Genomic DNA, 26,086 nt, shown 5'->3' with positions numbered 1-26,086 from the left:
ACCAATTCGACCTTGTAAGAACAGATAGAGAATCAAATGAAACTGAACCCAAGACAAGATGAAGCCGTGAAGTATGTTTCAGGCCCCTGCTTAGTATTAGCGGGCGCTGGATCAGGCAAAACACGTGTTATCACCAATAAAATTGCTTATTTGGTTCAGGAATGTGGCTACAAGGCGCGTAACATCGCGGCAGTAACCTTTACCAATAAAGCAGCGCGTGAGATGAAAGAACGTGTAGGGCAAACCTTAGGTAAAGGAGAAGCGAAAGGACTTATCGTTTCGACGTTCCACACTATGGGCTTGACCATTATTCGTCGCGAGTACAAAGCGCTGGGCTTAAAAGCGGGCTTCTCTCTGTTTGATGACCAAGACCAGTTAGCCCTACTAAAAGAGCTAACTGAAAGACAAATCGATGGCGATAAAGATTTATTACGTGCATTGATGAGTGCGATTTCGAATTGGAAGAATGACATGCTGACGCCAGACCAGGCGAAAGCGCGCGCTCAAGGTGAGCAAGAGCAGTTGTTTGCGTTCTGTTTCGAGATGTATCAAAAACAGATGAAGGCCTACAACGCCCTCGACTTTGATGATTTGATTGCATTGCCGGTACTATTGCTTAAAACCAATCAAGAAGTGCGCGAACGTTGGCAGTCGCGTATTCGCTACCTACTTGTGGACGAATACCAAGATACCAACACCAGCCAGTACGAATTGGTTCGCCTACTGGTTGGAGAGCGTGGTCGTTTGACGGTAGTAGGTGACGATGACCAATCTATTTACTCATGGCGTGGCGCAAAACCGCAAAACTTGGTGTTGCTGGGTGAGGATTACCCGAACCTTCGCCTTATCAAACTAGAGCAGAACTATCGCTCGACCAGTCGAATCTTGCGTGCCGCGAACATCTTGATCGCCAATAACCCGCACGTTTATGAGAAGTCTCTATTCTCAGAGATCCCTGATGGTGAAAAGCTTAAGGTCTTGAATGCCAAAAACGAAGAGCACGAAGCCGAACGTATTACTGGTGAGATCATCGCGCATAAGTTTTTGAACCGTACTGAATACAAAGATTATGCGGTACTTTACCGCGGTAACCATCAATCGCGCCTGATCGAAAAAGCGCTGATGCAAAACCGTGTGCCTTACAAGATCTCTGGCGGTACTTCTTTCTTCGCTAGAGCAGAAATAAAAGACATCATGGCTTACCTGCGTGTGTTGGTGAACCCAGATGATGACAACGCTTTCTTACGTATTGTAAACACGCCGCGCCGTGAGATTGGCCCGGTTACGCTCGAAAAATTAGGCAGCTATGCCAACATGCGCGGGAAGAGCTTGTTTGAGGCGAGCTTTGAGATAGGCTTAGAGCAAACCCTGACAGGCCGCGGCTTAGAAAACCTGCGTCGATTCACTGATTGGATTGTTCGTATCTCAGATAACGCTGAACGTGGTAACACTGTGGATGCGGTTCGTGCGTTAGTTCGTGACATAAACTACGAAGATTGGTTATACGAAACCTCAGCAAGTCCAAAAGCCGCAGAGATGCGAATGAAGAACGTCTCTGATCTGTATAGCTGGATTGTGGCTGATCTAGAGGGTGACAACTACGATAAAGAAGAGAAAACACTTCGTGAGGTTGTTCAACGCTTAACGCTGCGTGACATGATGGAGCGTGGTGAAGATGATGACGATGCAGACCAAGTTCAACTAATGACACTGCACGCATCGAAGGGGCTAGAGTTCCCTTATGTATTCTTGATGGGCACTGAAGAGGGCATCTTGCCGCACCAAACCAGTGTTGATGAAGGTAACGTAGAAGAAGAACGTCGTCTTATGTATGTGGGGATTACCCGAGCACAGAAAGAGCTGACCTTTACTAAGTGTCGTGAACGTCGCCAGTATGGTGAGTTGATTAAGCCAACACAAAGCCGCTTCTTAGATGAGTTACCCCATGATGATGTGGAATGGGAAAGCGTGAAGAAGCCACAGTCCGCTGAAGAGCGAATGGAGAAAGGGCAGGCGCACATTGCTAACATTCGTGCGATGTTCAATAAGAAATAATGTTCTGCTTGATTAACACTATATAGAAGACAATAAAAAAGGTGACCTGATGGTCACCTTTTTTGAATTTGGCATTTTTAATTACAGATCGGTAAATTACAGACCAGCAATCATGTGCTCGATAGCATCTTTGATTTCGTCGTCTGAACAGTCCATACATGAACCTTTCGCTGGCATTGCGTTGAAGCCGTTGATTGCGTGGTCTGCTAGGATATCGCGACCTTGAGCAATACGAGGACCCCAATCACCAGCATCACCTGTTTTAGGTGCGCCACTTACGCCAGATGCGTGACAAGCGATACAAAAGGTACCGTAAACTGCTGCGCCATCACGAGGGCCTGTTGGTTCTGCGGCTACTGGCTCGCTGCCGACTAGGTATACTTGGCCAACTGGTTTGATGCGCTCAGCAATTGCATCTTGCTCTGCTTCGCTTAGGCCTGAAGCCATTGCACCAGTTGAAAAGGTTAAAACTGCGATGACAACGCTTAAAATTCGACGAGACATATCCATTAAACTCACTTTACATTCCCAAGGTAAGTACATGCTTACCAATTTATAGTGTTGGAGGGGTGTTTTGGCTTTAAGCAGTAAAGAGCAACTGTTAAACCAATGTAAATAATGGGTGATTATATCCCGATAAGTTGTTGCAATAAACAACAACTTATAAGCTGTGGCGGGTTGTAGTACTCAAATAAGGGGTTTATCACATATTAACTGTCGAAAAAGAGACCAAACAGAAAAAAAAGTTAAAAAAGTACTAGACGGCATTGGGTGATATACGTATTATTCCACTCCGCCGACAGGGCATGCGCCTGTAGCTCAGCTGGATAGAGCGTTGGCCTCCGGAGCCAAAGGCCGAAGGTTCGAATCCTTTCAGGCGCGCCATCCGGTCTCTTACTTCGGTAAGTGAAAAATTGGCAGAAAAGAAATAATGGTGGCTATAGCTCAGTTGGTAGAGCCCTGGATTGTGATTCCGGTGGTCGCGAGTTCGAATCTCGTTAGCCACCCCATTCTTTCTTTACAAAATATCGGTAGCTTCGGCTTCCAGTGTTGATTCACTATCCCAAGAATCGATACAAAACTAGTCGGTGAATAGCGCAGCTTGGTAGCGCATCTGGTTTGGGACCAGAGGGTCGGGGGTTCGAATCCCTCTTCACCGACCACTATTTCAATAATCGCTTGTTAAGCGGTTATATAAAAAATTAGTGGTGGCTATAGCTCAGTTGGTAGAGCCCTGGATTGTGATTCCGGTGGTCGCGAGTTCGAATCTCGTTAGCCACCCCATTAATTTTGGTAGCTTCTTTGAAGTTCCCAGTTTGAGAAATCAAACAAAACTAGTCGGTGAATAGCGCAGCTTGGTAGCGCATCTGGTTTGGGACCAGAGGGTCGGGGGTTCGAATCCCTCTTCACCGACCACTTTAAGAAGCCTCGTCAGAAATGACGGGGCTTTTTTACGCTTGGAATTTAGATAATTTGAGACCAGAGGGTCGTGGGCTGGATCGCCAGTCCGATCGAATCCCTCTTCACCGACCACCTTAAGAAGCCTCAACTAGCCGTCCGCGTCAGGAATTATAGGGCTTTTTAGCGTCTGGAATTTAGATAATTTGGTACCAAGAGAGCTGCGGACTGGATCGCCAGTTCTGTTCGATTCGCTCCTCTTTAGTAAATTCTTTTAGAAGTAAGAATCCCACCTTCGATCTCCTCGATTATTACGTCTTTATAGAGGTGCTCTATTTATCAAATGAAAAGATCTATATCTAATTTTATATAAAATAACCGTTCAATAATTCGACAAGTTAATAGGTCTGGTCTAGAGATTTTTGTGAAAAGTTGAATTTGGTTCTTAATCTGTTCACTAAGGCACGTATTTGACAGCTTTCTTCCTATCAAGCACTTCAAAAGATAATCTAATTTACTAAGCCTTTGGGTTGCTTGTCTTGTATTTCGATAAGTAATGAAAATGGTTAAATATGTGGTCAATATAATCCTATCTAGTTGTTTTGTTTGTTTAAATTAACAAAGTTAGCGTTTGTTTCTATAGTGTTAATTGTTTTTTGGAATAATTATTTGTTTTTATTGAATGGTAGTGATATCTGCTTTTAACCACGGGTTTAGGTCTACAAGTAAGTAGTGGTAAGGGGTTTGTGAGCATTTATTACCGCTAATACAATGTTGATTTTTCTTACTATATGCTCTTTGAGTGAATAGTTATGTGTCACTTTTGCTTGCTAAGCGTTTAATGTCGACTTTTTATCCTATTTTTGTTGCTTTTCTGTGAATTATTTGCCAAATTGTCAACCGTATAAAATATCAGAACAATATTCTGGTAAGAATGGATTCAATTTTGCAGACAGGGCAGAAAGCTGCCAAAGCAGTAGAGGTCTGGTAATGTCACTTTTAGAAGTAAAAAATCTTCGTATCGAATACCCATCTCGTCATGGAGTTCACGCCGCAGTTAAATCGCTTTCGTTCAACATTGAACGTGGTGAGATCGTTGGTGTTGTAGGCGAGTCTGGTGCAGGTAAATCAACAGTAGGTAATGCTGTGATCGATTTGCTGAGCCCTCCCGGCCGCATTGCTAGCGGCGAGGTATTTCTGGATGGCGAAAAAGTCTCTGGCTTATCTCCTGAACAGATGCGTTCTGTTCGCGGCTCAAAGATTGGTTTTATCTTCCAAGATCCAATGACGTCTCTTAACCCTCTATTCACAGTAGAACAGCAGTTAAAAGAGACGATTCATGCCAACATGAAGGTTTCGGATCAAGAAGCCTACCAGCGTTCATTAGACTTGATGAACCAAGTGGGTATCCCACAACCGGAAAACCGTTTAAAGCAGTACCCACACCAATTCTCTGGCGGTATGCGTCAGCGTGTAGTTATCGCGATCGCATTGGCAGGTGAACCTGACCTTATTATCGCAGATGAACCGACAACGGCACTGGATGTGTCTATTCAAGACCAAATCTTAGGTTTGATTCGCGAACTATGTATTAAGAAGAACGTAGGTTGCATGTTGGTAACGCACGACATGGGCGTGGTATCTAACGTTACTGATCGCGTAGCCGTTATGTATCGTGGTGACTTAGTTGAGTTTGGCCCAACAGCGAAAGTGCTGGGCAATCCTGAACACCCATACACACACAGCCTTATCTCTGCGGTTCCTCGTTCAGACCGCAAACTCGATCGTTTCCCTCTTGTTAGCTACATCGAAGAAGCACAAGAGATGGAACCACTGGATGTGAAAAACCACTGGTTAGGTCAAAGCCAAGATCACCGTGATTACACAGGTCCACTGTTGAACGTTGAGAACGTAAACTTGCGCTTTACCACCAAAGATTCTTTCTTTGAAAGTCGTCGTGAGTACGTTCAGGCGTCAAACAACGTGAGCTTTGAAGTACATGAAGGCGAAACGTTTGGTCTAGTAGGTGAATCAGGTTCAGGTAAATCAACGATCGCACGTGTGATTGCTGGCTTGTACGCACCGAACTCAGGCAAGGTAACGTTTGAAGGCGTTGACCTTACTGGTCTGAAATCTGAAAAAGAACGTCGCCCTATGCGTCGTCAAATGCAGATGGTTTTCCAAAACCCTTACACGTCAATGAACCCTCGAATGAAGATATTCGACATCATTGCTGAACCTATCCGATTTCATAAGCTTACTCGCAATGAGAACGAAACTCGTCAGATCGTGAACGATCTGCTAGAGCACGTTGGTTTAGGCAAGATGGCAGGGGTGAAGTACCCGCACGAATTCTCAGGTGGTCAACGTCAGCGTATTTCTATCGCTCGCGCTTTGGCAACTCGTCCGCGTCTTTTGATTTGTGATGAACCAACATCGGCACTGGATGTGTCGGTGCAGGCTCAGATCCTTAACTTACTAAAAGACTTACAAGACGAGCTAAACCTAACCATGCTGTTCATCAGTCACGATCTACCGGTTATTCGCCAAATGTGTGACCGTGTTGGTGTGATGCAGATGGGGACATTATTGGAAGTAGCGCCAACAGAGCAGCTGTTCCAATCGCCTCAGCATGAATACAGCAAACATCTGATTTCTTTAATGCCTGAATTTACAGGTTTAAGAGAAGAAAAAGCAGTGGCACAAGCCGCGGTATAAAAATCAGCAGGCTGGAGTTTAGCTTGCTAACAACAATAAACAGACGCAAATACAACAACTAGGGATCTGGATTCCCGCATGAAGGAGTTATGCAATGAAAACCATGAAAAGCAAATTAGCAGTAGCTTTAATGGCAGCTGGCCTAAGCTTTAGTGCAGCAGCAGCAGATATTACCGTTGGCTACGCAGCTGACCCAGTATCACTTGACCCGCACGAGCAGCTGTCTGGTGGCACACTGCAAATGTCTCACATGGTGTTTGACCCTCTAGTACGTTTCACTCAAGAGATGGATTTTGAAGGCCGCCTAGCATCTAGCTGGGAGCGTGTTGATGAAACGACTTTCCGCTTCAACCTACGCAAAGGTGTGAAATTCCACTCTGGTAACGAACTGACTGCTGATGATGTTGTGTGGACTTTTGAACGTCTACAAGCTTCTCCAGACTTTAAGTCTATCTTCACGCCATACGAAAAAATGGTAAAAGTGGATGACTACACAGTTGAGCTAGTATCAAAAGCGGCTTACCCACTAGTACTACAAACAGCAACTTACATCTTCCCAATGGACAGCAAGTTCTACTCTGGCCAAACAGCGGAAGGTAAAGACAAGTCTGAGCTAGTTAAGCACGGTAACTCGTTTGCTTCGACTAACGTTTCAGGTACTGGTCCTTTCATCGTAACGCAGCGTGAGCAAGGCGTTAAAGTAACGTTCGAACGCTTCAACGATTACTGGGATACAGAAACTGAAGGCAACGTAGACAAGCTAACACTTGTGCCAATCAAAGAAGACGCGACACGTGTTGCAGCACTTCTTTCTGGCGACGTTGATATGATTCACCCAGTAGCACCAAACGATCACAAGCGTGTTAAAAACGCTAAGAACATCGATCTAGTAACGCTACCTGGTACTCGTATCATCACGTTCCAAATGAACCAAAACAGCAACGAAGCTCTTAAAGATGTTCGCGTTCGTCAGGCGATTGTTCACGCAATCAACAACGAAGGTATCGTTAAGAAGATCATGAAAGGCTTCGCAACAGCTGCTGGTCAGCAAAGCCCAACAGGCTACGCGGGTCACAACGAAGACCTAGTTCCTCGCTACGATCTGAAAAAAGCGAAAGAGCTGATGAAAGAAGCGGGCTACGAAGATGGCTTTACGCTAACTATGATGGCTCCAAACAACCGTTACGTGAACGATGCGAAAGTAGCGCAAGCGTCAGCGGCAATGCTGTCTAAGATTGGTATTAAAGTTGATCTTAAGACTATGCCTAAAGCACAGTACTGGCCTGAGTTTGACCTATGTTCAGCAGATATGATGATGATCGGCTGGCACTCAGATACTGAAGATTCAGCTAACTTCAACGAGTTCCTAACGATGACTCGTAACGAAGAGACAGGCCGTGGTCAATACAACTGTTCTGGTTACTCAAACCCAGAGATGGATGCGATTGTAGAAGCTTCTAACACTGAAACTGACCCAGTTAAGCGTTCTAAAATGCTGAAAGGCGTTGAAGCAACTCTATACAACGACGCAGCATTCGTACCGCTACACTGGCAAAGTGAAGCGTGGGGCGCGAAGTCTAACGTAGGTGCAGCAGACGTAGTAAACCCAATGGTTATGCCTTACTTCGGCGACCTAGTTGTAAAATAATCTAGCTTGCTAGAATCGAGAGCCTGAAGCTTTTCAGGCTCTCAAATTATTAAGAAATAGATTTAAGTTTCGGTATTTGGTCTTCCTTCAGTCTGGCTAAATACCTTTTTTAAGACTGAATTTTGTTATCTAGTCGCGGATTTCGACTAGATAGTCATGGATAGATAAGGGGCAAGGAATGGTTACGTTTCTGGTCAAGCGCCTGTTTCAGGCACTGATAGTGATGTTTGTGATCAGTTTGGTGGCGTTTGCCATTCAGGATAACCTGGGCGACCCGTTGCGTGAGTTAGTCGGTCAATCTGTTTCAGAATCGGAGCGCCAAGCGCTACGTGATGAACTCGGCTTAAATGATCCCTTCATTACAAAATACACTCGCTTTGTGGGCGCAGCTCTACAAGGTGATCTTGGTACTTCATATTTCTTTAAACGCCCAGCTGTGGACGTAATCTTAGATAAACTAGTCGCAACGCTTGAGCTTGTGTTCGGCGCTTCTCTGATCATCGTTTGTCTGTCGATTCCACTTGGCGTTTATTCTGCAATACACCCAAAAAGCTTCTTCACTAAACTGGTGATGGCGGGCAGTAGTGTCGGCATTTCTGTTCCTGTTTTCTTAACCGCAATCATGTTGATGTATGTATTCTCAATTGAATTAGGTTGGCTGCCGTCGTTTGGCCGTGGTGAAACCGCAAACTGGTTTGGTTGGGAGTCTGGCTTCTTAACGATAGATGGCCTTGCGCACTTAGTGCTGCCGAGTATTGCTCTAGCATCTATCATGCTGCCTCTGTTCATTCGTCTAGTACGCTCTGAAATGCTCGAAGTTCTTAGCTCTGAGTACATCAAGTTTGGTAAAGCGAAAGGCTTAGCCCTGAACAAGATTTACTACCAACACGCTCTGAAAAACACAATGCTACCCGTACTAACGGTAGGTGGTGTTCAGATTGGTACTATGGTGGCTTACACCATTCTTACTGAAACCGTATTCCAGTGGCCGGGCACCGGCTTCCTATTCCTTGAAGCGATTAACCGAGTGGATACACCACTGATTACCGCATACGTTATCTTCGTTGGCTTAATCTTCGTAGTAACGAACACCATTGTTGACTTGCTATACGGCATCATTAACCCAACAGTGAACATCACAGGGAAAGGAGCATAATCATGGAACAAACAACAACAGCTCCATCTCGTTGGGAGCGATTCAAGCAGTCAGACATTCTGTACTACTTCTTACGTGACAAAGTGGCAATGGTCAGCTTTGCCATCTTTGCAGCCTTCCTGGTGATGGCACTAGCGGCACCGATTTTAGCGCCAACAGACCCGTATGACGTGACGTCTATCGACATCATGGATTCAGAGTTGCCACCATCTTGGATGGAAGACGGCGAAGAGCGTTTCTTACTGGGTACTGATGAGCAAGGTCGTGACATCTTATCGACCATGCTTTACGGCTCTCGTCTTTCATTGACGATTGGTTTCTTAGCGGTTGGCCTTCAGTTGACTCTAGGTATCATCATTGGTCTGTCTGCGGGTTACTTCGGTGGTCGTATCGATAGCTTCTTGATGCGTTTTGCCGATGTTCAGCTTTCGTTCTCAACCATGATGGTTGCGATCATTGTTTCAGCTATCTTTAAGGCAAGTTTCGGTAGTGACTTCTACGCGCAATATGCCGTTGTTATGCTGGTGGTGATCATCGGTATTGCCGAATGGCCTCAGTATGCTCGTACAATTCGTGCATCGGTATTGGCAGAGAAGAAGAAAGAGTACGTAGAAGCGGCTCGTGTGATGGGCTTCAGAGCACCTCGCATCATGTTCCGTCATATTCTGCCTAACTGTTTATCGCCAATTTTGGTTATCTCAACGGTACAGGTGGCAAATGCCATCATGTCAGAAGCGGCACTTTCTTTCCTAGGCTTAGGTCTTCCGGTGGACCAACCGTCACTGGGTGCTCTGATCAGCACTGGTTTTAACTACATTTTCTCTGGAGCATGGTGGATCACAGCATTCCCAGGTGTGCTTTTGGTAACATTAGTTCTAGTTATTAACCTATTAGGCGACTGGTTACGTGACGTGTTTAACCCTAAAATTTATAAAGGGTGATAGAGCGGTTTGATTTTTAGAAAAAAAAGTCACTAAACTAAGAGCCGTAAGCAATTACGGCTCTTTTTTTGCTTAATGGATCTGGAACTTAGTATCATTGATACTGTCAATAATACTTAAAATGGAATTCATGTTTTATCGATATTGATTCGGTAACAATTAGCCCGTAAGGGTTTAAGTGGTGGTTATGAAATTGACAATGAATGCTGTATGTCGTGCTGTGATGAGAAATTATCGTATGGGGCTTATCGCTGCATCCCTTTTGGTATCGAGCCAAGTTAGTGCAGAATCGGTTCTATGTGATGCTACTCAGGCAAGCACCAATCAATTACCACAGCTAGAGCAGTCATGTCCGATTGGTAAAGGAGTTTGGGGTAGCAAGGCGCCTAAACGTCATTCAGATAACGAACTGTTTTGGGTTCAATGCGGCCTTCTGAACAAGCCTTTGTCGCTGAACCGTGCAAAACCTCTATATGAAAAGATCTCGACTAATGTTTGGATGAAGCCTGAAGGTGGTGACTACCGTTGCTTAATTGGCCCTTACTCTACCTTCTCTGATGCGAGAAAAGACCTAGTTCAAGTACGTAAGGTTCCGGGCTATGGTGAAGCCTTTATTCGTATGGTGGATAAGTCGAAAACTTCATCACAACCTATCGTTGCAAAAGCAGCAGCACCTAAAGCCGTCGAATCCAAAGCGGTTAAGCCTAAAGCCCCGGCAAGGCCAAAACCAGTCGCTAAGTCAGCAGCGAAACCTGTGGTTGAAGCTCAAGCAGCAACCAGCGCCGCTGCAATTCAAGCTTTCCCAAGTAGTGGTACAAGCTCAAATAACGACCTTGATATCGAAATTCGTGTGACGGCCAATGTTGCGGGCTCTCAATATGCGATACCTTACCTCCTTGATCACCAACAACAGTTTTACATGGAACAGGGCAAGCCTTGGAGTCGTCTAGATTACGCCAGTGCTGAGTTAGTGTGTAAGCAGGTCAACATGAAGCTGATGACTGAAAAACAATGGCAGAGCATTTTAGGTTCGAAGGTGATGGAGAAACAGAATTGGCCAATGCACCTACCTTATTGGGGCGCAGATAAGAAAGGTCTGTTTACCAACGGTAACGTAAACCAATTGAAAGGGTCTTCACTGCTTAACGTGATGTGTGTGAAGTAACTCCGACCTGTAGTTATACCAAACAAGCCTCAGCCATCGCTGGGGCTTTGTTGTTTTTAGATCTTTCTTTTTCAATCTTGGTCTAAGTTGTTGATGTTCACTTCTTCAAAACGAATTTGATTAAATATCGTCAGAAATTGTTCAAATAGAGCCGTTGATGCGTAGAAAACCATAACTCAAGCAATAAGGTGGTTGAGATTATGAGTTTGAAAAAACGATTAGAAGACGTGGCTCCACGCTTCGAAGCGGGTGGTAAGTACGAAAAGCTCTACCCTGTGTATGAGGCTTTTGCGACCATCTTTTACACGCCCGGCAATGTAAACCGCGGCATAACCCATGTTCGAGACAGCATAGACCTCAAACGCATCATGATTCTGGTGTGGCTAGCCACTTTCCCCGCAATGTTCTGGGGTATGTACAACGTAGGTCACCAATCCGTGATGGGGTTAACGGCTACCTATTCTGGCGCCGAGCTAGCCTCCATCATCGACAGCAGTTGGCGCTTATCGTGGGCGTTTGGTAGTGCTGACGCTATAGTCTCCAGTGGATGGGGAAGCCAGATGTTTCTCGGTGCTCTCTACTTTGTTCCTGTTTATGCCACAGTGTTTGTGGTTGGTGGCTTCTGGGAAGTCTTATTTGCAGTTGTACGAAAACATGAGGTCAACGAAGGATTCTTTGTTAGCTCGGTTCTCTTTGCTTTAATTCTTCCACCAACGATTCCGCTATGGCAAGCCGCTTTGGGTATCACCTTTGGTATTGTCGTTGCCAAGGAGTTGTTCGGTGGTACAGGGCGAAACTTCCTCAACCCTGCATTAGCGGGTCGAGCGTTTCTTTACTTTGCCTATCCCGCCAACATGTCCGGTGGCTTGGTATGGGTTGCCGCTGACGGCTACTCAGGAGCGACGCCTCTAAGCCAGTGGTACGAGGGCGGTGGCTCATCGCTGATCAATAACATGACAGGTGAGGCGATCACTTGGATGGATGCCTTCATTGGTAATATTCCGGGCTCAATGGGCGAAGTGTCTTCACTGCTGATTATGTTGACCGGTGTAATTCTGATTGTGATGAAAATAGCGTCTTGGCGCATTGTCGCGGGTGTAATTGTCGGCCTTGTGGCGACGTCGAGCTTGATGAACTGGATTGGCTCAGAGACTAACTCGATGTTCTCGATGCCGTTCTACTGGCACTTTGTGTTGGGTGGTGTGGCCTTTGGTACTTTCTTTATGGCAACGGACCCGGTTTCCGCGGCGTTCACTAATCAGAGCAAGTGGGCTTACGGGATCTTGATTGGTGTAATGACGGTCGGTATTCGAGTGCTCAACCCTGCTTACCCAGAGGGCATCATGCTCGCTATCTTGTTTGCTAACTTGTTCGCACCATTGTTCGACTTTGTTGTAAAAGAGCAAAACATCAAGCGCAGGCAAAAACGCGCAGCACGATAAGAAATACGACCCCAAAGAAAAAGGCTTGCGTTAGTGCAAGCCTTTCCATTTTTATCACGATTGATTTGAAGTTGATTTAACGCCACTTCAAATCAATCTCGAACGGTTGTGTACTGCCGCAGTGCTCGCCACACATTTCGTCATAAGCGCTGTTATGAATGAGAGTTGCCGACGCCACACCTTGATCACTAAAGTGGTCGCGTGCTTGATTAACACTCATAAATTTCATTGGGTGCTGGTGGTCGTCCTTAATTAACTGCTTTTGCTCGCCAACGATTTGGTAAGCCAAGTAAATCCCGCCTTCAAATGACTCAATTAATAGATTCATAACAAACTCCATTGCTGTTCTTAATAGGTCTTTGTTTTGGTATCTACGTTAATAGTTGTTTGAAGGTTCATGCGGGTTAGAAATGAAAAAACCAGAAGCATTGCTTCTGGTTTCTGATTAAGTCATCAAACTAACTCTGTGATTAGTTGATTTTCTGCATGATGCTAACACGACCATCGGTGTTACCTGTGTTATCCATCTTACGACGGATAAGTAGGCCTTCATCCCAGTTTGAGCCAGCAGGTTGGTATTCCCACTTAACAAAATATTCATCGTTTGAGTGACACGACGAGCCTGCAACGTAATTGTCTTGGTCGCAGAAACGAACTACTGTGTTCAGCTCTGTTAATGTCGCTTTTGAAGCACGGCCTGTTTGACCAAACCACCAGTAATCGATAGCTCCTAACTCCGCGTAGGTTGCATCAAACTGCCCCATATCTTCTGGCGAAGATTGGCCGCCGTTATCACTGCCACATTCAAAACCTGATGTCGTTACTTTTGTTGCGCCGAACACCATGTTACTTACTGCAACTTCGCCATTGTCACAGTACTCTTTCGTTTCCCATGTACCAGTGAAATCTAAGTAACGTTCAGAGTCTTTTGTCGGGATTTCGTAGTAGTAAGCAACACGCTCGGTTACGCGAGATGGGCTATTGCTAGCGTCGCTACCCAGTGTTTCTTTCTTAACGATCTCAGAATAAATGCCAGTTACAGGATCGAAAGAGCCAGAAGTAGTATCACGAATCCAGTTTGATGGGTCGCTGTCTTTATCTTTGTCATCCCAAACATTGTTTGCTGTGTAGTGATTCAAGTCAGATACTTTTTGGACATCAAATGGCTTCCATCCTTCGATGTCTTCGGCTGTGAACTCTTCATCAGCAGTTGCTGATTGATCTAAGTCTCGTAGTTTGTAGGCAAACGCGTTATTCAAGACGAATTTGCTATCAGGTGTCATTGAGCCATTTGTTTGGTCTACAGCACCATCCTTGTTTGTATCACAACCTTGAAGCTTCGAGCTGTCTTCATCTATCCATTGATGAGCAGAGTTGGATACACATGTTAGGTATTGCTGAGCAAAGCTTTCTGATAGCGAATAGTCGTTAGATCCTGCAAACATAGTTACTGAGTCCGCAGAGTTTACTTTGAACGTCATCTCGGTCATGCCGCGAGTACGATCGAACATTTCCTCTTCCATTAGTTTGTCAGCGTGAACGTATATGAATTTGTCGGAGTTCTGGGTTACATCAATGTAACGAACGAATTTACCTGCAGTGATAAATGGGTTTGCAGAGTCATCACCGCGTTCCATTGAGCCAAACGCAGACTGCATATGAGTTAGAGCGTCGCCTTCAGATGTGATATTTGCAGCTTCTACACCCATAGCATCTAGGAAATCAGTTACGCTAGCACGGTCATCAAGACTCAGGTCTTTCATCTTCACTAACGTAGCAGCATCAGGTGCACGCAGCACTTCTGGAATTGTCAGTACTTCATCTGAAGTGCTACCAAACTGGTTATCCAGAGACTGAAGTAAAATTGCTAGGTTAAGTGCGCGAGCATATTTTCCCGCCGCTTCAAATGGAGTCAGTACATCACGGTTTGATGCTGCACCTACTTTTAAGCCGTTTTCACCACCGATGAAGAAGGTAACCGTGTCGCTAGTTTTAGCGGTAAATTCGCCTTCACTATTCGTAACGCCGCTTAAGCCAGAACTGGTGTTGTAGTAGATACCTTCAACAGCTGCATCGACAAATTTGTTGGTTGTTGTCGATGGTTCTGTCGGTGTTGTTACATCTGAGTTAGAACTATCGCTACCACAACCGGTTAAAGCCACTGTAATCGCTGCTGCGAGAATACTCACTTTTTTCATTACTCGTACATCCTTTATGTAATTGAGCTATTTGTTATTCTTATGCGTGTAATTTTATAGCGCGCGATTGTAGTGTGATCTTTCTTCCAAGTTAAGGGTGTGAAACGCTGTTTGGTTAATAAATACCCTAACCATGCGGTAAAAAACAAAAAAAGCCGACACAAGTCGGCTTTTTATTATATTTCTTTGACTTACAAAGAGTTAGCGCATCGTTACAAACTCTTCTGAGCCCGTTGGGTGAATCGCCACAACAGAGTCGAAGTCTGCTTTGGTTGCGCCCATCTTCATTGCAACGCCGAAGCCTTGAATCATTTCATCAACAGTGAAGCCGATGCCGTGTAGGCCGACTACTGTCTCTTCTTCGCCAGCACATACTAGCTTCATCTTACAAGGTTGACGGTGCTTGGTTACTGCTGTGTACATCGCAGTGAAGCCAGATGTGTAAACCTTGATGTTGTCTTTGCCGTATTGCTCTTCAGCTTCTTGAGTCGTTAGACCAATAGTGCCGATAGGTGGGTGGCTGAATACAACAGTAGGAACTAGGTTGTAGTCCATCTTAGCGTTAGTTTGACCGTTGAATAGACGCTCAGAAAGTTGACGACCTGCTTTAACCGCTACAGGAGTTAGCTCGATACCGCCTTCCATGATGTCACCAACACAGTAGATGCCAGGAACGTTAGTCGCTTGGAACTCGTCTACCTTGATGTAGCCACGATCGTTCGTCTCAACGCCCGTTGATGCTAGGTTGATAGCGTCAGTCGCTGGGTGACGACCGATAGCCCAGATTAGGTGGTCTACGTTTTGAGTGTTACCGTTTTCAAGGTGCAGAGTCAGCGTGCCGTCTGCTTCTTTCACCACTTCTTTAGGCACTGAGTGCGTGTGAAGTGTTGGACCTTCTGCTTCCATAACTTCTACTAGCGTTTCGATGATCATTGGATCGAAGCTACGTAGTGGAGATTCTTTACGGCAGAACAGGTGTGTTTCTGTGCCAAGCGCGCTTAGAACGCCAGCGATCTCAACTGCGATGTAGCCAGCACCAATAACAGCAACGCGTTTTGGTTGCTCCATTAGGTCGAAGAAGCCATTCGAGTCGATACCGTATTCTGCACCTGGGATGTTTGGAATCGTTGGACGACCACCTACCGCGATCAGGATGTGATCTGCTGTGTAGTGTTCACCGTTAACTTCAACAGTCTTCTCATCAACGAACTTAGCAAAGCCTTTGATTACGTTTACTTTGTTGTTGCCTAGTACGCGGTCGTAAGATTGGTGGATACGACCAATGTACGCTTGGCGATTTTCAACCAGTTTGCCCCAGTTAAAGCCTTTTACATCAACGTCGAAGCCGTAGTCTTCAGAGTATAGGTTGATAGCTTCAGCGACTTGAGCGCCGTGCCACATTACCTTTTTAGGAACACAACCAACGTTTACACAAGTACCACCGAGTTCTTGAGCTTCGATAAGTGCAACTTTTGCACCGTGCATAGCTGCGCGGTTAGCCGATGCGATGCCGCCTGAACCGCCACCGATACAGATGTAATCAAAATGAGTCGCCATTACTTTCTCCATTTATTGAAGGTTGTAGTCACAGTGAGAGCACTGGATACCTACGTCCTATAGATTCTTAAATTGTCTAATTATTATATTGAGGGCAGATCGGTTGAACTCAATCTCCCTGTTTAAAATTTATTCGTCCACATCACAGTCTGTTGAAGATTCTTCAGTCTATGATGTGGATTCGAGATTACTCGGGTACGATCCACTCTACTTTGAAGTGACCGGTTGCCGGTGCAATTGCTTCCTTCAAGAATGGAAGAATCTCGTTCATTTGGCTTTCTAGCTTCCAAGGCGGGTTGATAACAATCATGCCTGATGCTGTCATGCCGCGCTCGTTGGTGTCTGGTGATACGCCAAGTTCGATTTGTAGAATCTTGTTGATGCCTAAGCCTTCAAGGCCTTCGATCATATCTTCGATGTCACAACGGTTTACTACCGGGTACCAAATGGCGTAGATACCGGTTGCCCAGCGCTTATGGCTTTGTGCAATCGCAGTCACCACATCGCGGTACTCTCTTGCTAGCTCATAAGGCGGATCGATAAGTACCAAACCACGACGCTCTTTTGGTGGCAGGCTGCCTTTTAAGCGTTGGAAACCATCTTCTTTGTAGATAGATACCTGACGATCGCGGTGGAATTCTTGCTCAAGCAGTGGGTGATCGGCTGGGTGAAGCTCGGTCAGTACCATGCGATCTTGGTCGCGCAGGTGGGCACGTGCAACACGTGGTGAACCTGGGTAGTAGCGTAGCTTGTCGCCGTTATTTAGTGTTGAGATAGACTCAAGGTAGCTTTGAATGTCTTCAGGAAGGTCTTTTTGCTCCCAAACGCGAGCGATACCTTGCTTGTATTCACCGGTTTTTTCAGACCATTCATGCGTTAAGTCGTAACGACCTACACCAGAGTGAGTGTCATGATAAACAAAAGGCTTATCCTTCTGTTTCAAAGAATTAAGAATAAGGCTCTGTACGATATGCTTTACTACGTCGGCGTGGTTACCTGCGTGGAAGCTGTGGCGATAACTTAACAAATTAAACTCTCGTAACACTCTCGATTTAGAGTGTGGTTAGTGTAGGTGGGGTTAATCAGACCATTATAACCCTCAATGGACCATAAATTCTCGAACAATTCAGGAACAGTCGTTCGCAATATGTGGTTAGTTATTGGTTCTACTATTGAAATTTGCCTTATTGGGCACTATTTAATAACTATTCGCAGGTGATTTTTTTAGGGCGAACCTGAGCCTGATGACTGTAAGACGACCTCATTACAAAAAAGACGAAAGTCTCTAAAGCCAAAGGAATGTTTATATGTCTAATCCGCTATTAACCTTCACGGACTTACCTCCGTTTTCACAAATCAAACCTGAGCACGTTAAGCCAGCGGTTGAGCAAGTGATTGAAGCGTGTCGCAACAAGATAGAACAAGTACTTGAAGGTAATACTTCACCAAGCTGGGACAACCTAGTTGCTCCGATTGAAGAAGTGGATGATCGTTTAGGCCGTATTTGGTCACCAGTAAGCCATATGAACTCGGTTGTGAACAGCGACGAACTGCGTGAAGCGTATGAAAGCTGTCTGCCTGTGCTTTCTGAGTACGGTACTTGGGTTGGTCAACACAAAGGCTTGTTTGAGGCGTACAAAGCGATCAAGGCGAGTGAAGCATTCTCGGCATTAAACCGAGCTCAACAAAAAACCATTACCGATGCACTGCGTGACTTCGAACTGTCGGGCATTGGCTTGCCAGCAGACGAGCAGCACCGCTACGGCGAGATCAGCAAGCGTATGTCTGAGCTAGGCTCTCAATTCTCGAATAACGTGCTTGATGCAACCATGGGCTGGAGCAAGCAGATCACAGACGTGGCTGAACTGGCAGGCATGCCTGAATCAGCACTGGCGGCGGCAAAAGCGGCAGCGGAGTCTAAAGAGCAAGAAGGTTACCTACTGACTCTAGATATTCCATCATACCTACCTGTGATGACCTACTGTGATAACCAAGAGCTGCGTAAAGAGCTTTATGAAGCGTACGTAACGCGCGCTTCAGATCGCGGTCCAAATGCCGGTAAATGGGACAACACTGAGATCATCACAGAGCAGCTTAAACTGCGTCACGAGATCGCTCGCATGCTGGGTTTCAGCACTTACAGCGAAAAATCACTGTCGACTAAAATGGCAGAAACGCCAGATCAGGTTCTTGGCTTCCTAAACGACCTAGCAGTAAAAGCAAAACCACAAGGTGAACGCGAAGTTGAAGAGCTGCGTCAGTTTGCAGAGAAAGAGTTTGGTGTTTCTGAGCTAAACCTATGGGACATCGCTTACTACAGCGAAAAGCAGAAGCAGAACCTGTTCGAGATCTCTGATGAAGAGCTTCGCCCATACTTCCCTGAATCAAACGTAGTTTCAGGCTTGTTTGAGGTATTAAACCGTGTGTTTGGTATGTCGGTAACAGAGCGTGAAGGTGTCGACACATGGCACGAGTCTGTTCGCTTCTTTGATATCTTTGATGCGACAGGTGCACTGCGCGGTAGCTTCTACCTAGACCTATACGCACGTGAACACAAACGTGGTGGCGCGTGGATGGATGACTGTCGTGGTCGTCGTATTACTGAATCTGGCGAGCTACAAACACCTGTCGCTTACCTAACGTGTAACTTCAACAAGCCAGTTGGTGACAAGCCTGCACTGTTTACTCACAATGAAGTGGTGACCTTATTCCACGAGTTTGGCCACGGTATCCATCACATGCTAACGCAAGTTGAAGCGGGCGCAGTTGCGGGTATCAATGGTGTGCCTTGGGATGCCGTTGAGCTACCAAGTCAGTTCCTAGAAAACTGGTGTTGGGAAGAAGAAGCGCTGTCGTTTATCTCAGGTCACTTCGAAACGGGTGAAGCATTACCAAAAGAGATGCTAGAGAAGATGCTAGCGGCGAAGAACTTCCAATCAGCGATGTTTATCCTGCGCCAGCTAGAGCTTGGTTTGTTCGACTTTACGTTGCACACAGAGTACGACCCAGAAGTGGGTGCGCGAGTACTAGAAACGCTAGCCGACGTAAAATCTAAAGTATCGGTATTGCCAAGCTTAGATTGGAACCGTTTCTCACACAGCTTTGGTCACATCTTTGCTGGTGGCTACAGTGCGGGTTACTACAGCTACTTATGGGCAGAAGTGCTTTCAGCCGATGCGTTCTCAGCGTTTGAAGAAGAGGGTATCTTCAACACTGAAACCGGTAATCGCTTCCTGAACAACATCCTAGAAATGGGTGGCAGTGAAGAGCCGATGGAGTTGTTCAAACGCTTCCGTGGTCGTGAGCCACAAATCGATGCGATGCTGCGTCATGCGGGTATCAGCGCTTAATATTGAGCTGATCAGAATGTAAAAAGAGCCTCCTTGTGAGGCTCTTTTTGTCTCTATTTATCAAGCGATTATGGATTCACATTACGGTTGATGGGGTTCTGTAATGAAATCAGTGTCTCTGTCGATTGAACTTCATCGATCGCCTGCAACTTATCGATCAATACAAACTGCAGCTCTTCAATCGATTTACACATCAACTTGACGAAAATGTTGTAAGCACCAGTGGTGTAGTACGCCTCAACCACCTCATCTAAGGCATTCAGCTTGGCGATCGCCGAGTGGTAATCTTTGGCAGCATTGAGGTTGATACCAATAAAGCAACACACGTCGTAACCTAGCTTTTTGGTATTTACCACAACCTCGGTACGCTCAATAATGTCGGCCGATCTCATTTTCTCGATACGGACGTGAATGGTCGCAGGGCTTACGTCAAACTGCTTTGCCATCTCGGCATAAGGCGTACGAGCATCTTCCATTAAGGTTTTCAGAATGGCACGGTCTAGGTCATCGAGACGAGCGGTGGTTGTGGACATGCTTAACCCTTAGATTTTATGAAAATATATTGGCTAGAGTACATATCATAGCCAAGGGTGATAATATTAGCAGCAACGATGATGTTAGGGTGAATTCAGTGCGATTTTGGGTGTTATTTATTGCGATGTGTTGGAGCGTATTTGCTTCGGCGCAGACAAAAGATGTATTGGTGATCCATTCCTACCATCAAGGTTTTTTCTGGACGGATGATTTTCATAAAGGATTATCAGACGAGCTCGATCGTGATGGGCTGTCTTACCGTGTCGTTTACCTCGATAGTAAACGTACTCAAAACCCAGAATACCTAGAGCGTGTGTATCAGCTTTATCACACCAAGCTACAGCATGAAGAATTTGCAGCGATTGTCGTTAGTGATAACAATGCGCTCAACCTAATGAAGCGTCTTGCGCCCGACCTCAAGGGCACACCAGTCATCTTTGGTGGCATCAACAATTTCTCCCCTGAAATGATTGAAGGTTTGAACGCGACGGGCATCACTGAAGATATCGACTTAGTGGGCAATATCGAGCTGGTTAAACGTCTTCAATCGACCGTAAAGAAGATCTACATAGTTACCGATCACTCGGTCACGGGTGAGGCGATTCGTTCTCAAATCGATCTGTTCATCAAAACCCATCCGGATTTTTCTGATCTCGTTGAGCACTATGTGCCGGATTCCTACCAAGAATTAATGGAGTTTTCTCAACGCGCTGACCTAGGCAAGAGCTTACTGTTTTGGGCGTATTACCGCGATGCGCAAGGCAGAGTGAGCAGCGATGAAGATTGGCGACAACTGAACATTAAGACCCAGATGCCACTGTATATGGTGCACGATTTGGGGCTAGGTTTTGGGGCCATTGGTGGGGTGATTCAAAGCGGTGAAACTCAAGGGCGTAACACTGGGCGCGTTTTGTTGCAGGTGTTGGCGAATCCTAATGACCCGTTACCTCCTGTAGTTGCTGGTGCACCGGAGATTAAGCTCGACTATCAACAAATATCGCGTTGGGATCTCGGCGCTGAGAATGAAGCTGCAGTGACATTCCTCAACAAGCCTAAGCCTTTCCTGACGCGCTACCGAGATGAAATTCGCACCATCGGCTTAATGTTCCTGAGCATGTCGTGTGTTATTGCGGTCTTGGTGTATTACCTTAACCGTCTGAAGAAGAGCGAACGTGCAAGTCGTCAAAGCCAACGACTGCTTGAATCGATATTCGATCAGAGCCTGCAATTTATGGGCATCATCGATAAGAGTGGCGTATTGCTGTCGAGTAACAGCAAGCTGCATGAGCTGCTTTACAATCAAGGCTATAAATTGGGAACGCCGCTGCAACAACATCAACACTGGGAAGATTCCGCACGTGAGGTGTTGAGAGAATACTTCGCCTCAAAAGGTGAGCATCCGGCTCTGAGGTTTGAGGCTGAGGTGTGGTGTCGTGACCGTGGTGCGATGGTATTGGATATTTCATTGAAGCCGATGCCGGGCTCGGAAGAAGAAGACATTCAGTTCCTCTTTGAAGCGCGTGATGTCACCTCGCGTAAGCTTGCAGAAAATAAGCTGTTCCAACGTGAAGCGAACCTAAAACTGTATTACGACAAACAACCGGTGATGATGATTACCCTCGATGGTAATAACCGCATTCAACAAGTGAACCAGTTTGCCGAAGAGTTATTGGGTTACCCACTGGATCAGCTGTTAGGCCATCGTCCTAGAGAGTTCTATGTTGACGAGAATGCGATGATTCCTCGTCATATCCTATTGCAACCACAACACAAAATTCGTGGTGTCTGGCGTCGTGATATTGAGTATCGCCATGCGGACGGTAGCACGATCTGGATTCGAGAAAATATCCGCCCGCTGGTGGAATCGGATCAGTTGTTGATTGTGGGTGAAGATATCACCGAAACCCACGAGTTGTCTGAAAAGCTAGAGTATCAAGCACAGTACGATCTGTTGACTGACACCTTTAACCGCAACCACTTTGAGCAAGAGCTGCAAAAAGCGCTTAAAGAGGTCGAGAGTCACATGCGCACTCATGCGATGTTGTTCTTAGACCTAGACCAACTGAAAGTCTTGAACGACACCGCAGGGCATGAAGCGGGCGATGCGGCGATCTTGTTTAGCGCTCAACTGCTCGAAGATGTGCTGCCATATAATGCGGTGTTGGCTCGTATGGGCGGAGACGAGTTTGCAGTATTAATTAAAGACTGTACCGAGCGAGACGCCGTGAATGTGTGTCGCAGTATTATCTCGATGATGAGTGAGAATCCATTCTTGTGGGATGACATTCGCCTTAATCTGACTTGCTCTATCGGTATCCGATTGATTGACCATACCGCGGCTTCACCGCAGATGGTGCATGCTCAAGCCGACGCAGCGTGTCACGCAGCCAAAGAAGAAGGTCGTAATCGCTATAATCTTTACCATCAAGATGATGAAGATTTGCGTCGTCGTCACCTAGAGATGGAGTGTGTTAACCTCGTGCATGAAGCTTTGGCCAATGATCGCTTAGAGTTGTTTGCACAGCGTATTCTTGGCTTAGATGAAGACAGTGACAAGATGCACTTCGAGATCTTGGTGCGCATTAAGAATGTGGATGGGGAATACATCTCTCCGGGGATCTTCATGCCTGCCTCTGAGCGCTACAACATTGCGCATTTGATTGACCGCCAAGTGATCGGTCAGACACTGAGTTGGTTGGATCAACGCCCACATCTGATTGATGATTTAGGGATGTGCTCTATCAACCTTTCTGGCCACTCGATGGGCAACCGAGAGTTTGTTGAGTTCCTGATTGAAAGCTTGAATAACTCGTCGATTCCGTGTCATAAGATCTGCTTAGAGATCACCGAAACAGCGGCGATGAGTAACATGAAACAGGCGATCAAGTTCTTCACTCGAATCAAAGACCTCGGCTGCATGATCGCGCTGGATGACTTCGGTTCTGGTTTATCGTCGTTTGGTTATTTGAAGAAGCTTCCGGTCGACATCGTTAAGATCGATGGCCTGTTCGTGCGTGATATTGATGTCAATGAGATGGACCATGTGATGGTTCGTTCGATCAATGACTTAGCTAAACAGATGGGCAAATACACGGTGGCGGAATTTGTTGAAAACACCCAGATTATCGACAAGCTGATCGATCTTGGTGTGAACTACGCGCAGGGCTACATCATTGGCCGACCTAAGCCGCTTGCGGAACTGGTTGAAGAGTTACAGAAAGAGCGAGAGCTTCCAATTAAGTAAACCAAGTTACAAGATGAGTATTCTTTGGTACTAGCCACTTGCAGTGCTAATTGCTTGCTGCGCTGATGGTTTTCAGAGCTAATGGCTTTCAGAACGAATAGTTTGCTCCGCTAATATGTATTGTTGAGGCAATCAGGTAAACTGGTTGCCTCTTTTGTTTTGAATACTACTGTCTGTTGGAGACGACCTTGCAACTACAACTGATTTGCGAAGATGCTACCCAAATCGATCATTTAAATGACTTAGCGACCCGTTGGAATTTATCTCATGACGAAAACAGCGAATTTGCTTTGGTACTGACTGACGAGCGACTTGAGTTACGCAAAGTGGATGAACCAAAACTTGGCGCTATCTTTGTTGATCTAGTCGGCGGCGCGGTTGGTCATCGACGTAAGTTTGGTGGTGGCAAAGGTCAGGCGATCGCCAAGGCGGCAGGTTTAAACAAAGGGGCTACGCCAACCATTCTTGATGGTACCGCTGGCTTAGGTCGCGATGCGTTTGTATTGGCCTCTCTCGGTTGTAAAGTACAAATGGTAGAGCGTCACCCTGTGGTGGCAGCTTTGTTGGATGATGGCTTACAACGCGCCCAGCAAGACCCAGACATCGGTGGTTGGGTAAGCGAACGTATGAAGTTGATTCACGCTTCAAGCCATGATGCGTTAGATAAGCTTAGCAATGACCCTAACTTCGAGCAGCCAGATGTGGTGTATCTCGATCCAATGTATCCGCACCCTGAGAACAAAAAGAAATCGGCTCTGGTCAAAAAAGAGATGCGTGTATTCCAATCTTTGGTCGGTGCAGACTTAGATTCTGATGCTCTATTGGCGCCTGCAATGAAACTGGCATCAAAGCGAGTGGTGGTGAAAAGACCCGATTACGCAGCTTGGTTAGATGAGCAAAAACCGAGTATGGCGATCGAAACCAAAAAGAACCGTTTTGACGTCTATGTGAAAGCATCAATGACTTAAGTAAAGCATCAATAACTTAGCAACACGCTAAGAAAATTTCCCGTCATAAATACGATAAATTACCATTTAACACTTGCGATAGTCGCGTTACGGATGTATATCTAACTAAGAATCATTATTATTCTTAGCTGGAGTTGTAGCATGGCTAAACGCTTTTGTAAGTTAAACCGTCGAGATATTACTGAACACCTAGGTGAGATCCACAGCTTGGTTACCCAACCAAAGTTTGTGTGTCGTTCTTGTGCGCGTTCATCGGCGGACGAAGCGAACCTATGCAAACCAACCGCAATTCCACCGCTTGGCTGTCAAAACAAACCTGTCGAAGAGAAAGCGGCTTGTGGTCTGTTGGCTGAAACATTGCCTAAGCCTGAAATTACATCTAAGCCTGAAATAACAGTGGCTGAGGTTGTGGATACGCCTGATTCTGCCGTTCAAATGTTCGACCCTAGCGTTGCAAGTATTGCTAAGAAACCATCATTGAAAAAAGCCAAGTTGAAAAAGCTTATGGCGAACAGTGGTGAGAAAAAAGAGCTTAAACGCGCGAAGAAAGCCGCGAAGAAACAAGAGAAGTACAATAAGAAACTGGCGAAGATGATTAAGAAGCAGCAGAAGCTGTTTAAGAAAAGTCAGAAGATGGAAAGCAAATTGGAACGTATCAACCTACAACTTGATGACGTTGTTTTCACAGAAAGCCCATCGATGGTCGCGAACCATATCCACTGATTGAAATGATATAACTCAATTAAAAAGAGCGACCTTAGGTCGCTCTTTTGCTTTCTGGGGTAACTCAGTATTAATTCAATTAAGCGTTGCTAGCGGATCTTGCGACACGCTTCTTCACCCAAGTTTCGTTAACCCACAATGAGAGCAAGATAACCCCGCCGCCAATCGAAAGTCGCACCAAATCAACGTCTCGGTTCCAGATCAGGATGTTTACTACTAGACCTGCAGGTACCAACACGTTGTTCATTACGGCAAGTGCACCTGCGTTCACCATGCATGCGCCTTTGTTCCACATAAAGTAGCCCAATCCAGAAGCAATTAAGCCAAGGTAGATCAGGATTCCCCATTGAAGTGAAGTGGTCGGTAGTTTTTCAGGGTTGCCTAGTAGTAAGAAAGCAACCGAAGCCACACATAGAGCGCCGAGGTAGAAATAGCCAAATACGGTATGTTGAGGAAGTTCTGTCGATTCCTTCTCCATCACGACTTTATAGCCCACCTGACCAATCGCAAAGCATAGGTTCGCACCCTGTACGACTAGGAAACCAACTAAAAAGTTGTCGTTGATGCCGGCGAACTTAATGAATACCGCGCCTAATACCGCAATCGCAGCCGTGACTAAGTACCAAGGTGAGAATTGTCCTTTGAGGAAGTCATAAATCAGTGTGACATAGATTGGGGTAAAGACAGTAAATAGCAAAACTTCCGGTACGGATAGCAGCAAGAAAGATTGGTAATAGAAGCAGTACATCAGGCCAAGCTGAATACCACCAATTGCCATCAATTTACCGATCAATTTCCTAGGGATGCCACGGAATTTCAGGAAAGGAAGAAACACGATACCTGCCAGAGCAACACGCATCAGAACAGAGAACCAAGAATCAACCTGACCCGCAAGGTAGACGCCGATCAGGCTAAAAGAGAAGGCCCATAGGAGGGTAACACCAGCTAAATAGCTCATAGTAAAACTTCGTTAATAAGATATGAGCTGT

Annotated in this window: 18 protein-coding genes and 5 tRNA genes; 16 read left to right on the top strand and 7 right to left on the bottom strand. The window is 45.8% G+C overall.

What is annotated here, in order from left to right:
- The first annotated feature begins 36 nt into the window (after positions 1-36).
- Positions 37-2,055, top strand: coding sequence for a DNA helicase Rep (gene rep, locus L1D22_RS07045; RefSeq protein WP_239829188.1), 2,019 nt, complete (start codon positions 37-39; stop codon positions 2,053-2,055).
- A 96-nt stretch (positions 2,056-2,151) separates the two neighbouring features.
- Here rep and L1D22_RS07040 read toward each other — a convergent pair whose 3' ends face one another.
- Positions 2,152-2,565: a cytochrome c5 family protein gene (locus tag L1D22_RS07040; RefSeq protein ID WP_009848079.1), complete on the bottom strand. Its 414-nt coding sequence runs from the start codon at positions 2,563-2,565 to the stop codon at positions 2,152-2,154.
- 298 nt (positions 2,566-2,863) lie between these two features.
- Here L1D22_RS07040 and L1D22_RS07035 point away from each other — a divergent pair.
- The 11 genes from L1D22_RS07035 to L1D22_RS06985 all read left to right on the top strand — a co-directional run bounded on the left by L1D22_RS07035 (position 2,864) and on the right by L1D22_RS06985 (position 12,523).
- Positions 2,864-2,940: transfer RNA gene (locus L1D22_RS07035), tRNA-Arg, on the top strand.
- Between the two features lie 49 nt (positions 2,941-2,989).
- Positions 2,990-3,065: transfer RNA gene (locus L1D22_RS07030), tRNA-His, on the top strand.
- 76 nt (positions 3,066-3,141) lie between these two features.
- Positions 3,142-3,218 (top strand) — tRNA-Pro (locus L1D22_RS07025).
- A gap of 45 nt (positions 3,219-3,263) precedes the next feature.
- A tRNA-His gene (locus tag L1D22_RS07020) sits at positions 3,264-3,339 on the top strand.
- Positions 3,340-3,394: 55 nt separating this feature from the next.
- A tRNA-Pro gene (locus L1D22_RS07015) sits at positions 3,395-3,471 on the top strand.
- A 972-nt stretch (positions 3,472-4,443) separates the two neighbouring features.
- Positions 4,444-6,171, top strand: coding sequence for an ABC transporter ATP-binding protein (locus L1D22_RS07010; protein WP_239829187.1), 1,728 nt, complete (start codon positions 4,444-4,446; stop codon positions 6,169-6,171).
- Positions 6,172-6,265: 94 nt separating this feature from the next.
- The gene (locus L1D22_RS07005; RefSeq protein ID WP_239829186.1) at positions 6,266-7,819 is read left to right on the top strand and encodes an ABC transporter substrate-binding protein; all 1,554 of its coding nucleotides are present in this window, start codon (positions 6,266-6,268) and stop codon (positions 7,817-7,819) included.
- A gap of 178 nt (positions 7,820-7,997) precedes the next feature.
- The gene (locus L1D22_RS07000) at positions 7,998-8,975 is read left to right on the top strand and encodes an ABC transporter permease (protein WP_239829185.1); all 978 of its coding nucleotides are present in this window, start codon (positions 7,998-8,000) and stop codon (positions 8,973-8,975) included.
- A 2-nt stretch (positions 8,976-8,977) separates the two neighbouring features.
- Positions 8,978-9,916, top strand: a complete 939-nt coding sequence (locus tag L1D22_RS06995) for an ABC transporter permease (protein WP_017060135.1) — start codon at positions 8,978-8,980, stop codon at positions 9,914-9,916.
- Between the two features lie 187 nt (positions 9,917-10,103).
- Positions 10,104-11,081, top strand: coding sequence for an SPOR domain-containing protein (locus L1D22_RS06990; RefSeq protein WP_239829184.1), 978 nt, complete (start codon positions 10,104-10,106; stop codon positions 11,079-11,081).
- Between the two features lie 200 nt (positions 11,082-11,281).
- Positions 11,282-12,523 carry an NADH:ubiquinone reductase (Na(+)-transporting) subunit B gene (locus L1D22_RS06985; protein WP_239829183.1) on the top strand — a complete coding sequence of 414 codons (1,242 nt, stop codon included), beginning with the start codon at positions 11,282-11,284 and terminating at the stop codon, positions 12,521-12,523.
- Positions 12,524-12,599: 76 nt separating this feature from the next.
- On the opposite strand, the gene L1D22_RS06980 is transcribed toward L1D22_RS06985, so the two are convergent.
- From L1D22_RS06980 to L1D22_RS06965, 4 genes are all read right to left on the bottom strand, one after another.
- Positions 12,600-12,851, bottom strand: coding sequence for a DUF6482 family protein (locus L1D22_RS06980; RefSeq protein ID WP_239829182.1), 252 nt, complete (start codon positions 12,849-12,851; stop codon positions 12,600-12,602).
- A 142-nt stretch (positions 12,852-12,993) separates the two neighbouring features.
- Positions 12,994-14,721 (bottom strand): hypothetical protein, encoded by a 1,728-nt coding sequence (locus L1D22_RS06975; protein ID WP_239829181.1) that lies wholly within the window; start codon positions 14,719-14,721, stop codon positions 12,994-12,996.
- A 201-nt stretch (positions 14,722-14,922) separates the two neighbouring features.
- Positions 14,923-16,278, bottom strand: a complete 1,356-nt coding sequence (gorA, locus tag L1D22_RS06970) for a glutathione-disulfide reductase (protein WP_239829180.1) — start codon at positions 16,276-16,278, stop codon at positions 14,923-14,925.
- A gap of 187 nt (positions 16,279-16,465) precedes the next feature.
- A complete protein-coding gene (locus L1D22_RS06965; RefSeq protein ID WP_123950607.1) occupies positions 16,466-17,305 on the bottom strand; it encodes a 23S rRNA (adenine(2030)-N(6))-methyltransferase RlmJ in 840 nt (279 codons plus the stop codon).
- Positions 17,306-17,585: 280 nt separating this feature from the next.
- Here L1D22_RS06965 and prlC point away from each other — a divergent pair, with 280 nt between their 5' ends.
- A complete protein-coding gene (gene prlC / locus L1D22_RS06960) occupies positions 17,586-19,628 on the top strand; it encodes an oligopeptidase A (protein WP_239829179.1) in 2,043 nt (680 codons plus the stop codon).
- A gap of 68 nt (positions 19,629-19,696) precedes the next feature.
- Here prlC and asnC read toward each other — a convergent pair whose 3' ends face one another.
- Positions 19,697-20,161, bottom strand: coding sequence for a transcriptional regulator AsnC (gene asnC / locus L1D22_RS06955; protein ID WP_008218581.1), 465 nt, complete (start codon positions 20,159-20,161; stop codon positions 19,697-19,699).
- A 125-nt stretch (positions 20,162-20,286) separates the two neighbouring features.
- On the opposite strand from asnC, the gene L1D22_RS06950 reads away from it, so the two are divergent.
- From L1D22_RS06950 to L1D22_RS06940, 3 genes are all read left to right on the top strand, one after another.
- The gene (locus L1D22_RS06950) at positions 20,287-23,406 is read left to right on the top strand and encodes an EAL domain-containing protein (RefSeq protein ID WP_239829199.1); all 3,120 of its coding nucleotides are present in this window, start codon (positions 20,287-20,289) and stop codon (positions 23,404-23,406) included.
- Between the two features lie 188 nt (positions 23,407-23,594).
- On the top strand, positions 23,595-24,374 hold the full coding sequence (locus L1D22_RS06945) for a class I SAM-dependent methyltransferase (RefSeq protein WP_239829178.1): 780 nt from the start codon (positions 23,595-23,597) through the stop codon (positions 24,372-24,374).
- Positions 24,375-24,515: 141 nt separating this feature from the next.
- A complete protein-coding gene (locus L1D22_RS06940; RefSeq protein ID WP_239829177.1) occupies positions 24,516-25,097 on the top strand; it encodes a hypothetical protein in 582 nt (193 codons plus the stop codon).
- A gap of 79 nt (positions 25,098-25,176) precedes the next feature.
- Here L1D22_RS06940 and L1D22_RS06935 read toward each other — a convergent pair whose 3' ends face one another.
- Positions 25,177-26,055 (bottom strand): carboxylate/amino acid/amine transporter, encoded by an 879-nt coding sequence (locus tag L1D22_RS06935; RefSeq protein WP_239829176.1) that lies wholly within the window; start codon positions 26,053-26,055, stop codon positions 25,177-25,179.
- Positions 26,056-26,086: the final 31 nt, after the last annotated feature.

This window comes from Vibrio sp. Isolate34 (assembly GCF_022397915.1).
GTDB lineage: Bacteria > Pseudomonadota > Gammaproteobacteria > Enterobacterales > Vibrionaceae > Vibrio.
Note: the sequence above shows the minus strand (reverse complement) of the source record. Positions and strands in the feature narration are given on the sequence as shown.

What these genes read in the sequence shown, in the direction of transcription:
- rep (WP_239829188.1), top strand. Translation starts at nt 37, where the DNA reads ATGAAACTGAACCCAAGACAAGATGAAGCCGTGAAGTATGTTTCAGGC.
- L1D22_RS07040 (WP_009848079.1), bottom strand. Translation starts at nt 2,565, where the DNA reads ATGGATATGTCTCGTCGAATTTTAAGCGTTGTCATCGCAGTTTTAACC.
- L1D22_RS07010 (WP_239829187.1), top strand. Translation starts at nt 4,444, where the DNA reads ATGTCACTTTTAGAAGTAAAAAATCTTCGTATCGAATACCCATCTCGT.
- L1D22_RS07005 (WP_239829186.1), top strand. Translation starts at nt 6,266, where the DNA reads ATGAAAACCATGAAAAGCAAATTAGCAGTAGCTTTAATGGCAGCTGGC.
- L1D22_RS07000 (WP_239829185.1), top strand. Translation starts at nt 7,998, where the DNA reads ATGGTTACGTTTCTGGTCAAGCGCCTGTTTCAGGCACTGATAGTGATG.
- L1D22_RS06995 (WP_017060135.1), top strand. Translation starts at nt 8,978, where the DNA reads ATGGAACAAACAACAACAGCTCCATCTCGTTGGGAGCGATTCAAGCAG.
- L1D22_RS06990 (WP_239829184.1), top strand. Translation starts at nt 10,104, where the DNA reads ATGAAATTGACAATGAATGCTGTATGTCGTGCTGTGATGAGAAATTAT.
- L1D22_RS06985 (WP_239829183.1), top strand. Translation starts at nt 11,282, where the DNA reads ATGAGTTTGAAAAAACGATTAGAAGACGTGGCTCCACGCTTCGAAGCG.
- L1D22_RS06980 (WP_239829182.1), bottom strand. Translation starts at nt 12,851, where the DNA reads ATGAATCTATTAATTGAGTCATTTGAAGGCGGGATTTACTTGGCTTAC.
- L1D22_RS06975 (WP_239829181.1), bottom strand. Translation starts at nt 14,721, where the DNA reads ATGAAAAAAGTGAGTATTCTCGCAGCAGCGATTACAGTGGCTTTAACC.
- gorA (WP_239829180.1), bottom strand. Translation starts at nt 16,278, where the DNA reads ATGGCGACTCATTTTGATTACATCTGTATCGGTGGCGGTTCAGGCGGC.
- prlC (WP_239829179.1), top strand. Translation starts at nt 17,586, where the DNA reads ATGTCTAATCCGCTATTAACCTTCACGGACTTACCTCCGTTTTCACAA.
- asnC (WP_008218581.1), bottom strand. Translation starts at nt 20,161, where the DNA reads ATGTCCACAACCACCGCTCGTCTCGATGACCTAGACCGTGCCATTCTG.
- L1D22_RS06950 (WP_239829199.1), top strand. Translation starts at nt 20,287, where the DNA reads ATGTGTTGGAGCGTATTTGCTTCGGCGCAGACAAAAGATGTATTGGTG.
- L1D22_RS06940 (WP_239829177.1), top strand. Translation starts at nt 24,516, where the DNA reads ATGGCTAAACGCTTTTGTAAGTTAAACCGTCGAGATATTACTGAACAC.
- L1D22_RS06935 (WP_239829176.1), bottom strand. Translation starts at nt 26,055, where the DNA reads ATGAGCTATTTAGCTGGTGTTACCCTCCTATGGGCCTTCTCTTTTAGC.